This window comes from Aliirhizobium sp. YIM B11859 (assembly GCF_057163345.1).
The window spans coordinates 521,340-535,383 of sequence record NZ_JBXHAY010000004.1; the positions used below are offsets into that span (position 1 = coordinate 521,340).

General features: G+C 61.5%; 10 protein-coding genes. 2 read left to right on the forward strand and 8 right to left on the reverse strand.

The window, feature by feature from the left end:
* The first annotated feature begins 11 nt into the window (after nt 1–11).
* Nucleotides 12–1,133 (forward strand): tyramine oxidase subunit B, encoded by a 1,122-nt coding sequence (locus tag AC2GXZ_RS18880; protein ID WP_483760727.1) that lies wholly within the window; start codon nt 12–14, stop codon nt 1,131–1,133.
* A gap of 80 nt (nt 1,134–1,213) precedes the next feature.
* Complete coding sequence (locus AC2GXZ_RS18885) at nt 1,214–2,692, forward strand: amidase (RefSeq protein WP_483760728.1); 1,479 nt, start codon at nt 1,214–1,216, stop codon at nt 2,690–2,692.
* A 92-nt stretch (nt 2,693–2,784) separates the two neighbouring features.
* On the opposite strand, the gene AC2GXZ_RS18890 is transcribed toward AC2GXZ_RS18885, so the two are convergent.
* The 8 genes from AC2GXZ_RS18890 to AC2GXZ_RS18925 all read right to left on the reverse strand — a co-directional run bounded on the left by AC2GXZ_RS18890 (nt 2,785) and on the right by AC2GXZ_RS18925 (nt 13,935).
* Nucleotides 2,785–4,197 (reverse strand): amidase family protein, encoded by a 1,413-nt coding sequence (locus AC2GXZ_RS18890; protein ID WP_483760729.1) that lies wholly within the window; start codon nt 4,195–4,197, stop codon nt 2,785–2,787.
* Between the two features lie 11 nt (nt 4,198–4,208).
* On the reverse strand, nt 4,209–5,816 hold the full coding sequence (locus AC2GXZ_RS18895; RefSeq protein ID WP_483760730.1) for a gamma-glutamyltransferase: 1,608 nt from the start codon (nt 5,814–5,816) through the stop codon (nt 4,209–4,211).
* A 12-nt stretch (nt 5,817–5,828) separates the two neighbouring features.
* Nucleotides 5,829–6,983: a M20/M25/M40 family metallo-hydrolase gene (locus tag AC2GXZ_RS18900; protein WP_483760731.1), complete on the reverse strand. Its 1,155-nt coding sequence runs from the start codon at nt 6,981–6,983 to the stop codon at nt 5,829–5,831.
* Between the two features lie 67 nt (nt 6,984–7,050).
* Nucleotides 7,051–8,610 (reverse strand): M81 family metallopeptidase, encoded by a 1,560-nt coding sequence (locus AC2GXZ_RS18905; RefSeq protein ID WP_483760732.1) that lies wholly within the window; start codon nt 8,608–8,610, stop codon nt 7,051–7,053.
* A 66-nt stretch (nt 8,611–8,676) separates the two neighbouring features.
* Complete coding sequence (locus tag AC2GXZ_RS18910; RefSeq protein ID WP_483760733.1) at nt 8,677–10,320, reverse strand: dipeptide ABC transporter ATP-binding protein; 1,644 nt, start codon at nt 10,318–10,320, stop codon at nt 8,677–8,679.
* A 26-nt stretch (nt 10,321–10,346) separates the two neighbouring features.
* Nucleotides 10,347–11,285 (reverse strand): ABC transporter permease, encoded by a 939-nt coding sequence (locus AC2GXZ_RS18915; protein ID WP_483760734.1) that lies wholly within the window; start codon nt 11,283–11,285, stop codon nt 10,347–10,349.
* 108 nt (nt 11,286–11,393) lie between these two features.
* Nucleotides 11,394–12,335 (reverse strand): ABC transporter permease, encoded by a 942-nt coding sequence (locus AC2GXZ_RS18920; RefSeq protein WP_483760735.1) that lies wholly within the window; start codon nt 12,333–12,335, stop codon nt 11,394–11,396.
* Nucleotides 12,336–12,339: 4 nt separating this feature from the next.
* Entirely contained in the window at nt 12,340–13,935 is a 1,596-nt protein-coding gene (locus AC2GXZ_RS18925) for an ABC transporter substrate-binding protein (RefSeq protein ID WP_483760736.1), read from the reverse strand.
* Between the last annotated feature and the right edge of the window lie 109 nt (nt 13,936–14,044).

Here is a 14,044-nt window from a genome sequence, read left to right on the forward strand (position 1 = left end):
AGGCTCTCCCGATGGATCCCAAGATCGATTTTCTCTACCTTTCCGAACCGGACATGATTGCAGCCGGGGTGCTAGACGCCGCACGCTGCGTCGAGGTTTGCGAAGAAACCTTCAGTCTGCTCGGCGAGGGCGACTACCTGATGGGCGGTGCCAATCACAACAATCACGGCATGAACATCGTCTTCCCCAAGGAGACCAGGTTCCCTAACATGCCAGTTGCAGGCCCCGACCGCCGCTTCGCAGCCATGCCCGGTTATCTCGGCGGACGCTTCGATGTCTGCGGAAACAAATGGTATGGTTCGAACCACGCAAATCCCGGCAAAGGCTTGCCGCGTTCGATCCTGACGATGATGCTGAACGACAAGGAGACCGGAGCGCCGATGGCGCTGATGTCAGCCAATCTGCTGAGTGCGGCGCGCACCGGTGCGGTGCCAGGTGTTGCTGCCAAATACCTTGCCAACCCCGATGCCAGGATCGTCTCGGTCGTCGGTTGCGGGCCGATCAACAAGGCCTGTTTCACGGCGGTGATGACCCAGCTCGAAACTGTCGAGAAGGTAATCTGTTATGACCTCTTCATCGACAAGGCGAACGAGTTTGCCGGATGGGTGTCCGAAAGCTACGGTATCGAGGCGGTTGGTGTCGACGAGACCGAGGCCGGTTTCCGCGATGTCGATGTCATTACTGTTGCCGCATCGCGTCTCAAGCCGCTTGCCTTCAAGGACGAGTGGATCAAGCCCGGTGCGACCATTCTCGTGTCCGGCCCGGTGAACGCCGACGAGACCTTCCTTACCGGCTGCAAGGTCGTTTACGATCACACGCCGCTGCAGGAGGCCTATGTCGAGGACGCGATCGCTTCCGGCAACAGGGAAGGTTATTACAGCAGCGTCATCGGCGGCCCTTTCTACCGGTTGATCGATCAGGGCAAACTGCCCGAACTGAAGGATTCGACGGGGCTGGGCGACGTTGTCAATGGTCGCAAGCCGGGGCGCGAGACGCCGGAGGACCGGATCATCTTCATTGCCTGCGGCATGGCCGTGTTTGACATCAGCTGGGGATACGAGATGTATTCTTCAGCCAGGAAGAATGGCATCGGCCAGTCTTTGAACCTCTGGGACAGACCTGCGCAGGCGTGATCGCCTGACTGTCCGTGCGACCGTATCGTGCGGGCCTGTCCGGGCCCGTGTCTCTCAAGAAGAAAACCGGGGAATGACATATGACGACGGTAATGAGTTGGGCCGAATGGTTTGCCAAGGATGGGCTTGGGCTTGCGCAACTGGTGAAGACGGGTGAAGTCAGTGCAGCAGAGCTTGCGGCGCAGGCGGCCGCAGGCATAGAAGGCGTCAATCCGGACATCTGCGGTGTTATCGAGATCTTCGAGGATGCCGTTGCCGATGCGAGCGTCAACGGCGCCAATCCGGACGGAGCATTTGCCGGCTTGCCCTTCCTGCTGAAGGACCTTGGGCCGACGCTTGCCGGCCGGCTGCAGGAACAGGGCTCCTTCTACATGAAGGGGAACCGTCCGACATCCGATACCTTTCTGACCAGGAAAATGAAGGCTGCCGGTCTCAACATCATCGCGCGTACGACGACGCCGGAATTCGGCTGCTGCAGTTCGGCAGAAAACCCGGCCATGTATATCACCCGCAATCCCTGGGATACCGGTTATACCAGCTGCGGCTCGTCTGCCGGTTCCTCGGCCATGGTCGGTGCGGGCGTCGTGCCGCTTGCCCATGCCACCGATGGCGGCGGCTCGATCCGCATCCCGGCCGGCACCAATGGGGCGATCGGTCTGAAGTCGTCCCGTGGTACCTTCTCTATCGCACCTGCGACTTCCGACTTCACTTCGGTCGTCTCCACGCAAGGCTGCGTCAGCCGGTCGGTGCGTGATACTGCTGCGTTTGTCGATAATTGCCGCGGGGCCGCTCCCGGCGAATTCATGCCCTACTGGTCGCCTGAGATTCCTTTCCTTGAAACGATCAAAAGCGATCCAAAGCCGCTGCGCATCGCCGTGTCGCATGAATGGGGTCCCTACACGTCGTCGTCGCATATGGTGGCCGAACTGGACCGCGTCGCCCGCTTCCTCGAAGACCTCGGCCATCATGTCGAATGGGTCACGCCGAATGTCGATTTCGAAAAAGCCTACACGGCCCAGACCACCTGCTACATCACCAACTTCGCCCAGACGGTGAACAACTTGATGCGCATGCGCGGCCTCGACAAGCCACCGGCCGACCTGATCGAGCCGATGAACATCCGCATCTGGGAACAGGGCAAGGACGCGACCTATACCGAACGCGCCGACATGCAGCTGGCGTTCAACGAAACGTCGCGGGCCTTTGGCAACTTCTTCGAGGATTGGGACATCATCCTCACACCGGTGACGGCCCGCGAAACCCCGCCGATCGGCACGACCGAATATCTGACGATCACCGACAATCCTTCGGCGCGCGACTGGTTTGCCAATCTCTGGGGCTTCTTCGCCTATACGCCGCTCAACAATCTCTGCGGCACTCCAGCGCTGACCCTGCCGCTTGCCAAGCATGCCAATGGCCTGCCGCTCGGCATGCAGGTGCAGGGCAAGATCGGCAGCGATGCGCTGCTGCTGCAGCTCGGTGCCCAGATCGAACGGGCGATCGAGGGCAAATGGAACCTCGGCGACCTGCCTAAGGTGCATGTCACCAAGCTTTCCTGATCGAAGCAAAGCCCCGGATCGTTTTACGATCCGAGGCTTTGGTCTTTTCCGGCGATTTAAAAATGGCCTGCCTTCGAAGACCGGTTTTGTCGTTATGGCTCGGCAATGGTAACGGCCGATGATCGAACCTCGATCGCCTCGGCTGCCGCCAGGCAGACATCCTCGCGATAACGGGCCGAAACGAGATGGATGCCGACCGGCGTGCCATCATCGGTGAGGCCGCAGGCGAGTGTGAGGCCGGGCATGCCGGCGACCGGAAGCCCTATCATCGGTGCCTGCGCCGTCCAGACGCGCCGATAGGCCTCCGGGCTTTCGAGGTCGAGATTATCCGCAAACGGCAGTTCCCCGCTCGGCGGCAAAAGCACCAGAGGATAGGTCTCCAGGAATAGAGACCACTGCCGCGCAATGCCGAGGCGGCGCGACAGGGCCTGCGAGAATTCCGAAAGACCGATGGTTTTGGCAAACTCCTTCTGGCCGGCTAGAACGGCAATAGCACCCGGATCGCCTTCCTTCGCGGCTGTTGTGACCTGTCCCTCGTAATCGTCGCCGAGCCAGAGCGTGATCTGCACCGGCACGGCCTCGGCGATCGGCGGTAGGCTGTCGAGCTCATCGACCACCCAGCCGGCATCGATCAGCTTGTCCTTTGCGTCGAGGAGTGCCTTCTGCAATTCCGGCGCCGTTTCCATACCATCCGGACGCAGGCAGAGTGCTGCGCGCTTTGCCACGGTCGGGCCGACAAGCGGGGCCGATACATGCCAGGGATCGCGAGCATCCGGCCTTGCCATCGCCTCCAGTGCCAATCGCAGATCGCCGACGGTCCGTGCAAGCGGGCCGGAAACGGCCATGATCTGTCCGCCGATCGTGCGGTCCTTGCCGCTGGCATTATAGGCGGCGACCCGGCCGATCGTCGGACGAAGCCCGTGGACGCCGCAGGCATAGGCGGGATAGCGCACCGAACCGGCGATATCCGTGCCATGCCCGATCGCGCCGATGCCGGCCGCAACTGCTGCTCCCGCACCACCGGACGAGCCGCCCGGCGTCAGATCTTTCCGGCGCGGATTGTAGGTATGACCATGCAAACGATTGTTGGTGAACCAGCGATAGCTGAAAGCCGGCGTGTTGGTGCGTCCGAGCGAGACGGCTCCGGCATCGATGAAGCTCTGGACGACGGGATTGTTGGTCTCGGCGATCAGATCCTTCTGCAGCGTGATGCCATTGGTGGTGGCGTAGCTCCTTTGGTCGACATTGACCTTGATCGTGATCGGCACGCCGGCGAGAGGACCGGGCGCTCTGCCTGCGGCAATCGCCGCATCAACGGCTTGCGCATCCTTCAACACCGCTTCCGGCCGGTAGTCGACCACGGCGTTGATTGCCGGATTGACCGTTTCGAGCCTCGCCATCGCATCTGTCGCCACCTCGACCGCCGAGACCTTTCGGCTGGCGACCAGAGCTGCGATCCGTGTCGCCGGAAGATGCCAGAACTCGTCCTTGTTATCAGCGCTCATCGTCTCTCTCCTCAGCCTGCCGGGAACAGGTCTTCACCTTCCACCACGGCGTCGGCCCAAACATGGAATGGTTCGGCCACACCCTCGTTGATCGTCGCCTGCCGGCGAACGGCGCCGAGCGTGGTGAAATGGTTGGGATGTTCGATCCGCTCGGCGATGACGACCGGATAATGTTGCGACAGGCTGTCGATCATATCGCGCCCGAGGCGTGCATCGACCACGACCTGCGGCGGCGCCGACATGTCGAAGCGCGGCGCGCCGATGGCTGTTTCCAGATCGTAACCGAAATCGGCGACATGGCAGAGCGCCATATAGACCGCCGGCAGGATTTTTCGGCCGCCCGAACCACCGATGGCGATCACGTCGTCGCCCGGTCCGGTCATCATCATCGGCGAATAGTTGGCGAGCGCCTTGCGGTCCGGCCCGATACTGTTCACCCGGCCCGGCCGCGGATCGAACCAGTTGACGCCGTTATTGAGAAGGATACCCGTCTGCGGCGACACAACACCGGAGCCGAACAGCGAAAGCAGCGTCTGCGTCAGCGATACCGCCATGCCATCTTTGTCGACGACGCTGAAATGGGTGGTGCAACTCGGCAATGTCCGTTCGGCTCCGTCGCCGAGATTGGCGAAGCGGTGCTCCCAAGCCTTTTCCATCGCCTTGCAGTAGGACAGCATGTCGGCGGGCGACGGCATCTTGCCGGAAGGCTTTTCCTCACCGTTGAGATGGCGCATGGCGAGCGCAATGGTGACGCCACCATTCAGTTCCGGCACGATATGCAGCATGTGGTCGCGATAGGGTTCACTCTTCGCCGGCGCTTCGACAGCCTTGAAGCCTTCGAGATCTGCCACTGTAAGATAGCCGCCAGCGGTGCGGATATCGTCAGTCAGGGCTTCGGCGAGTGGGCCGGAATAGAGCGCCATCGGTCCCTTTTCGGCGATCGTCCGCAGGGTTTCTGCAAGCTTCGGCGAGGCAAGCCGCGCCACCTTGCCGCTGACGGCGGCCGGCGAGGATGGCGGCAGGCCGCTCGGCAGAAACCACGCCTTGCAGGCCTCGTTGCGCAGAAGGCGGGACATGTCCTGGGCGATCCAGGCAGTGGTTTGTGCATCGACGACGGGACCCTCTTCCGCAATCGCTGCCGCCGGCAGGACCAGATCCTTCCAGGGAAGGCGGCCGAAGCGGGCATGGGCGAGCGCCAGCCCCTTCAAGAGGCCTGGAATGCAGATCGACTTGGCGCCGATGACATTGCGGTCTTCAAGCACGGTCGGCCAACCGAAAAGGTCGCCGTCTTTACCTTCGACCAGCGGGAAATCGGCCGCATCGAGGCCTGCCGGGGAACGGGCGCCGGCATCGATCGTGGTGATCGCGCCGTCTGTTCCGCGCACCAGCATGGCGCCTACGCCGCCAATGCCGCTCATCCAGGGTTCGAGCACGCCGATCGCAAACGAGACGGCAATCGCCGCATCGACGGCGCTGCCACCTTTAGAGAGGATCTCGGCGCCGACCTGAGCAGCCAGTCTGTTCTGGGCAACGACAATGCCTTTTTTGCTTCGCGCGGCCGGCTTTTCCATCTTCAGGTGGCGCGAACGGTTGGGGGAGCGGATATCGACAATGGACATGAAAACTCTTCTTTACTTCAACGTTGCCAGGAGGCTGGCCATCAGCATGGTGGCCGGCACAAGGCTGTCGATATATATGTGTTCGTTCAGCGTATGATGATCACGGCCCGAGGCGCCAAGGCCATCGAGCGTGGTGATACCGAGCGCGCCGGTGAAATTGCCATCGGAGCCGCCGCCCGAGATCTCGCCGGGAATGGCCGTGCCGAGAGCCTTCGCCAGTTCGACGGCATGGGCATGCAGAGCCATGGAGGCTTCGGTCGGCTCCCAACGCGGCCGAAAGCGCAGCGGCTTGATCTCGAAGGACGATGCCTTGCCTTCGACTGCAAGGGCAGAAAGCGCGGCCAGCCGCTCTTCCTTTTCCGCCGGATCGCGGATCAGCACCAGAAGCTCGGCCGTGCAGGTTGTGGTGATGCAGTTCGACCAGAGACCGCCATTGACGATGCCGACAGCGAATGTCGTGCTTGGCGTGCGCAGGCTTTCGATCTCGATGATCTTTTCCGCCATCATCCGGATCGCAGATCTGCCGGCTTCCGGCGTCGCGCCCGCATGGGTCGGCGTGCCGCGGGCTGTGAGCGTAAAGCGCGCGACCTCGTGGCGACCGATGGTGACACCGCCATTGTCGGCGCGGGGTTCAGGCACGAGGATATATTTGTTCTGGCGCGCCAGGGTCTCGATGATGTGGCGGGTATAGGGGCTGCCGATTTCCTCGTCGCCGGTGAAGAGGATGCTGACGGGAAGCGGTGTTTCCATCCCGTTCAGGCCGAGCTGACGCATGGCCCAGACAGACAGAAGATCGCCTGCCTTCATGTCCTTGATGCCCGGCCCGTAGCAGAGATTGCCGTCGCGGCGGAACGGCAGAACGCCGAGCGTGCCGAGCGGGTGGACGGTATCGACATGGCCCATGATCAGAATGCCGGGCTTGCCTATATCGGCATGCGGAAACCGGCCGAGAACGGCGCCCGCCTGGCCTTCAAAACCGCTCACCAGTTTTTCCACCTGTGCGCCGGCGATCGACAGTTCGCTTGCGGCGAGATCGAGCATGGTGTCGACGGATGACGGCGAAATCGTCGGGCTTTCGCATTCCACCCAGCGCTGCAGGGCGGCAAGGATTTCCTCGACATCGATCCCGAGGCTCGCAGGATCGGTGAAAACGGCAGGTGTGGTCATGTCATTCTACCTTGAACATGGAAAATTGAAGGATCAGGCGTGAGGCCGACGACGTTGCCGTTCGGCGTCACGCGTAGTTCGCCGAAACCTCGGCATAGGTCGGGCCGCAGGGCGACATGCGGATATCGGCGGGCAGGTTCTTCCACTGCCAGTCGGTGGCGAGCATCGCCATCGGGCCGGGGGCAACCGCCGTCAGGATGTCGGCTGCGATCGGGCGGAAATCGGCGCGGAAATGGATGGCGCTTTTGACCACCAGGATCTTTTCGGTGGTCGGTTCGATGCCGACATAGCGATACATCGCCTGGTCGGCGAGTTGTGCCTTGTGGCTGGCAACGACCACCCGCACACCACCTTTCCGCAGGCAGATGGACGGGCCGAGATACATGTCACGCTCGCCATAATAGGGCCCATAGGTGCGCAAGTGACCGTCCGAGAGCTTTTCGACGGTAAAGGTTTCGACAAGCGGTGCATCACCCTCGACCGAGGAGTGGCCGCCGAGTGTCAGTTCGACTATTGCCCCCTCGCCTGCCTTATGTGCGACCGCGACGGCGGCTGGATCGTAGATCACCCCGATTGCGGCATCCTGTGCGTCATTGGCAATCAGCGCCCGCAACAGCCCGGTAGTATCGGAATTGCCGCCGGCGCCAGGATTGTCCTGAGCGTCGGCAATCACGATCGGTGTCATGCCCGCTGCAGCATCCGCCATCGCCTTCTTGACCACGGCATCCGGTTCATAGAGAGGGCCCTCGAAACTGGCTTCGGCTGCCATCACTGCATCGTAAAGCTCGGTTGCAGCCTTTTCGGCCGTAGCCTGATCCTCGCCATAGGCCCAGATGACCGGGCTGCACTCTGAAAAATCGGCGGCCGGAAAACCCATTGCGAAGGACATGCTGATCGCGCCCGTCTCTGTCTCGATCGCCTCGAGCTTGCGATAGAGACCGCCGGCCGGCTCGTCCTGGGTGCATTGCCAGCAGATAGGCAACAGGAAGGGAACGCGAAGCGCGTGCATTGCGAAGGATTTGCCGAGCGCGATGCGCTTTTCGATCAGATGGAAGGCGGCCCGGCCGGTATCGGCCATGTCCGTATGCGGATAGGTGCGGTAGGCGACCAGTGCATCGGCTTCTGCCAACATCCGCTGCGTGACGTTCGCATGCAGGTCGAGGCTGGCGACGACCGGGACATCCGCGCCGACGACGGCGCGCACACGCCGCAGCAATTCGCCCTCGCCGTCATCGAAATGCTCGGTGACCATGGCGCCATGGATGTCGAGATAGACGGCATCCGCCGGCAAGGCGTCACGAATGCCATCGACGATCTCGCCGGCGATCTTTTCATAGGTGGCTTCGGTGACATGCGCAGAGGGGCTTGCCGCCGTCCAGAGGATCGGCACCAGTTCGACCCCTGCCTTTTTCGCCTCGATGATGAAGCCGGCGGCCGGAAGATTGGCGGTTGGCACCAGCTCGTCATAGACTTTGTCGCCGCGAGTCATGCCGGGAAAACCGCCGCCATGCTCAAAGGCGGCATAATCCGCCTTGGATGGAGCAAAGGTGTTTGTTTCGTGCTGGAAGCCGCAGAAGATGATGCGCATGGTGATCTTGCCTCGATGGATCGGATGGAGGATCGCCATCACAGCGGTCCCGTCGGGCGAAGGGGAACGCCATCCCGCAACTGGGTACGGGATGGGGGATCATAGTCAGGCTGACGCGCGTGCCGGCCTGAAATTCTGAAAATCCCAGTCCGCGGCGGGCGCCGCGGCGATCAGGGCCTGGGTATAGCTGTGTTGCGGGGCGCTGAGCACGTCGATGGCGCTGCCCTGTTCCACCACCTTGCCGCGTTCCATCACCACGATCGTGTTGCAGATCTGAGCGGCGACGCGCAGGTCATGGGTAATGAACAGGATGGCGACGCCGGTCTTTTCGCGGATTTCCTCAAAAAGCTTCAGAACCTGCGCCTGCACTGACACATCGAGTGCCGAGACAGCCTCGTCGGCTACAAGCACATCCGGTTCCATGACGATCGCGCGGGCGATCGCGATACGCTGGCGCTGGCCGCCGGAAAACTGATGCGGATAACGGCTCATGACATTGGCCGGCAGGCCGACGAGTTCGAGCGTTTCCTCCGCCTTCTTCACCGCCTCAGCCTCCGGCATGCTGTAATTGATCAGCCCTTCGATCAGCGACTGGCCAATGGTGCGGCGCGGATTGAGCGAACGATAGGGGTCCTGGAAGATGTACTGCACCTTCTTGCGGATCGGCCTCATGTTGCGTTCGCCGACGATATCCTTGCCCGACAGGAAGACGGCGCCGATGGTCGGATCGGTGAGATGAATGACGCAGCGCGCTACCGTCGATTTGCCCGAGCCGGACTCGCCGATAATGCCGGTGATCTCGCCCCGTCTGACGGTGAAGTTGATATTGTCGGCAGCGACGACGACCCGGTTCTCGCCGAAGAAGCGCCGTTCTTCGTAGCGTTTCCCCAAACCGATGACTTCGAGCACGGGCGGATTGTTCGGCAGGGGTTCGCGGCGGGGAATGAGGCTCGGCACGGCCGAGACCAGCATGCGGGTATAGTCCTCTTTCGGTGCAGTCAGGATCTCGTCGCGGGTTCCCTCCTCCACCATGTCGCCGCGGTTCATCACCACGATCCGGTCGGCAATCTCGGACACAACGCCGAAATCGTGGGTGACGAAGACGACGGCGGTCTTTTCCTCCTCCTGCAATTCGCGGATCAGCGACAGGATCTGTTTCTGGGTGGTGACGTCGAGCGCGGTGGTCGGCTCGTCGGCGAGAAGCAGGCGGGGACGCAGGATCAGCGCCATGGCGATGACGATGCGCTGCCTCTGGCCGCCGGAAAGCTGGTGCGGGAAGGAATTGTAGATGCGCTTGATGTCGGGCAGTTTCACCCGCTCCAGCATCTTCAGGACTTTTTCCTTGCGTTCGGCGGATGTCAGCTTGGTGTGCAGCCGAAGAACCTCGTCGATCTGATCGCCTACCCGCTGAACCGGGTTGAGCGCTGTCATCGGCTCCTGAAAGACCATCGCAACCTTGCTGGCGCGAAGGGCTCTTATGCGCGCCGGCGTGGCTTTCAGGACGTCCTCGCCATCAAGGAGGATCTCGCCGCCGGTCGGCGCAAGTGCACCCTTCGGCAGAAGCCCCATGCAGGCAAGAGAGGTGACCGATTTGCCGGAACCGGATTCGCCGACGACACAGACCGTTTCGCCTTCACGCACATCGAAACCGATATTGCGGACGATCGAACGGGGATCGCTTGAGACCGTTGCGACGCTCAGATCGCGGACGGACAGGACGACCGAGGGGATGGCGGAAGTGTTGCTCATGATGTCTCTCCTTCGGGCGTTGCGGGTCAGAGGCGCTTGGCCATGCGGGGGTCGAGATTGTCGCGCAGCACGTCGCCGAGAATATTGACGCTGAGCACGGTCAGCGACACCATTACGCCGGGGAACAGGATGAGCTCCGGTTTGAGCAGGAAGTAAGTTCGCCCGTCTGCCATCATATTGCCCCAGGACGGCGTTTCCGGCGGCACGCCGGCGCCGAGGAAGCTGAGGATCGCTTCCGTCATGATCGCCGAGGCGAAAATATAGGTGCCCTGCACCAGAAGCGGGGCAACAGTGTTCGGCAGCATGTGGCGCCAGACCATTTGCGGCACGCTGGTGCCAAGGCAGGTGGCGGCCTCGACATAGGGCTCGTTGCGTACGCCGAGGATGACGCTTCTGACCATGCGAACGACGCGGGGGATTTCCGGGATCGAGATGGCGATCAACACGGTCGTCAGCGTGGCGCCGGAAATGGCGACGAGCGCGATGGCAAGCAGAATGCCGGGAATGGCCATCAACCCGTCCATAAAGCGCATGATCACCATGTCCGCCCAGCGGAAATAGCCGGCGACGACGCCGAAAAAGATGCCGAGCAGGACGCTGACCAAAACCGTTCCCGCACCGACGCTGAGCGAGATGCGGGCGCCATAAACGATGCGCGAGTAGACGTCACGGCCGAAACTATCGGTGCCGAGCCACGACACCGCAGAGATAGGTTTCAGGCGATTGGCGGTGTTGAGCGTGACCGGATCTGAGGTGCCGAGCCAGGGGGCGAGGATCGCCATGGCAACGATCAGCAGCAGCACGATGGCGGCAACTCTTCCGAAATTGTTGGAAAACAGTGCTTCTACCCCTGCTTTCAGGCCCGAGCTCTGGCTCGGCCCGTCCATGCTTGGCAGGGACGGGCTTGCGGGGGGCGCAGAAGGTGGAGCGGTCTGGGTTCCGGGTTGTGTCGTCGTTGTCGTCATGGGTTCGAAGCCAACTCGCGTTCTTTGGGAGACAAGTGACCTCGCCGGTGCCGGCGAGACGGATCGCATGCATTCCCTGCCTCCGATGAGCCGGGAACACGGTTCTGATCAGTAGCGGATGCGTGGGTCGAAGAAGCCGTAGAGCAGGTCCACCACCAGGTTGATCAGCACGTAGATCGCGGAGAAGAGCAGGATCAGCGACTGGATGACTGTGTAGTCGCGCGCCAGTACTGCTTCGAGCACCAGACGCCCGAGACCCGGGATGTTGAACACCGATTCCGTTACCACGACGCCGCCGATCAGCATGGCGATCGAGACGCCAATAATGGTGATGATCGGCACGGCTGCATTGCCGAGCGCGTGGCGGGCAAGCACGGCGGCCTCCGTCATCCCCTTGGCGCGGGCCGTGCGGATGAAATCCTCGTTCATCACCTCGATCACATTGGTCCTGACGATGCGGGCGATCAGCGCGATATAGGGAAAGCTGAGCGTTACTGTCGGCAGGACCATGCGGGCGGCGAAGGGACCGATACCGTTCGAGATCGGCTGGTAGCCCTGAACCGGGAAGAGGTTCAGCATCCTGGCAAAGACCAGGATCAGCGTGTAACCGATGATGAAGACGGGGACGGAGAAACCGAGAACCGACCCCGCCATTACCAGCCGGTCTACCCATTTGCCCTGCTGCCACGCCGCAATGATGCCGAGCGGGATGGCGACGATCACCGCGAAGATGATCGTGCACAGGCTGAGCGAGATCGTCGGCCCCATCCTGTCCATCACCATCTTGGTGACGGGCAGGCCTGAGATGAGCGAGTTGCCGAGGTCGCCCGAGAGGACCTGGCCCAGCCACATATAGAGCTGCTCCAGAATAGGCTTGTTAAGTCCCATGGCTTCGCGCAGGCCGGCAAGCTGCTCTTCCGTGGCATTGCTGCCCGCAATCATGGCAGCCGGATCGCCGGGTGATAGCCGCAACATCAGAAAGACGATGATTGCGACCATGAACAGGACCGGGATGGACGACAGGATGCGTTTTACGACGAAGCCGAGCATACCGTTACTCCGCCTTTTCGATGTTCCAGAACACCGGTGCTTCAGCGGAAATCTGGTTGGTCAGCTTCTTGCTGATCACCTCGACATTGCTGAATTCGCCCATCGGGATCGACGTCGTGTTGTCGATGATCAATTTGTGGATTTCCTGGCCGATCTTCTTGGCTTCAGCCGGATCGGCAGTCCGGGCCAGCTTGGCGCGGGCAGCCTCAATGGCCGGGACATCCGGCCAACCGAACCATGCGGCATCGCCACCGGCGGCCGCGCCGACAAAACCGATCGGGCTTCCGACATCGGGCAGAACATTGGTGGTGGAGAATATATTCCAGCCACCTTCGGCAATCGGTGCCTTGGACGAACGGCGGGCGACGACGCTGGCCCAATCCATCGACACCATGTTGACGGTGAAGCCGCCGTCACGCAGTTCCTGGGCAAAGACTGGACCCATGGGGCTCAGGCTCGGAATGTCGGTGGCATGCAGCAACAGGATCGGCTTGCCGTCATAGCCTGCTTCCTTGAGCAGCTTTTTGGATTCTTCCGGATGTGACGCGACGATCTCGTCGGCACCATAATCGCTGGCATAGGGGCTGGCGCAGCCGAACACGGCCGGGCAGGTCTTGCCGAAAGGCGAACCGGCGCCGACCTGTGCGTCGATCAGCTGCTGCTGACCAAGTGCAAGTGCTGCGGCCTTGCGGATCTTCGGATTATCGAAAGGCGGCTGGCGGAAATTGAGGCGTACGACATTCTGGCTGCCCTGCTTGGCGAAGACGACCTTTTCGACGTCTGCATTGCCTTCAAACAGCGGTAGAAGATCATGCGGAACCTGCTCGATCATGTCGATCTCGCCGCTCATCAGTGCATTGACCGAGGTCATCGCATCCGGCATGCCGATCCACTTGACCTTGTCCACCTTGACGACCTTGCCGCCGGCAAGGCCGCTTGCCGGTTCGGAGCGCGGCACGTAATCGGTGTTCTTTTCAAACACAGCCTGGACGCCGGGCTGGAATTCCGCGGTGACGAACTTGAACGGGCCGGATCCGATGGTCGAGGTGATCGGGGTGCTTACAGGCGTTTCGGCAACTGCCTTGGGGAACATGAACGGAGCAACACCACTCGGTTTGCTGAGTGCCGTCAGAACGAGCTGGGTCGGCTCCTTCAAGGCGATGGTGAAGCTCTTGTCGTCGACCGGCTTCATCTCGGTGACGAGCGTCATCAGAACCTGGCCGAGCTTGTCCGCCTGGGCCCAGCGTTTCAGGCTGGCGATGCAATCCTCAGGCATGACCGGCTTGCCGTCATGCCATTTCAGCCCGTCGCGCAGGGTTATCGTATAGGTCTTGCCGTCGTCGGAGACCTTCCAGTCGGCCATCTGCGGCTTGACGTTTCCGTCGGCATCGAGTGCCAGCAGCGTATCATAGAGCATGTAGCCGAAGTTGCGGGCGATATAGGCTGTGCTGATCACCGGATCCAGTGCACGCAGGGGCGCATGCATTACCGCATTGATGGTGGTCTCGGCGTGTGCCGCATTGCTCATGCTCGCCCCGGCAAGGCACAGTGAGATCAATGCGCTCTTGAGGAGGCGTGAATGGGATTTCTTCATTCGCATGGCTGTCTCCGGAAAATGAAAGGCACAAATTGGTGATTGTCCAACAATCATCAATAAGCAAGCGATGTGCCACTCTCCCCGATCAGCCCGATGTCCGATCTTTGTTGTT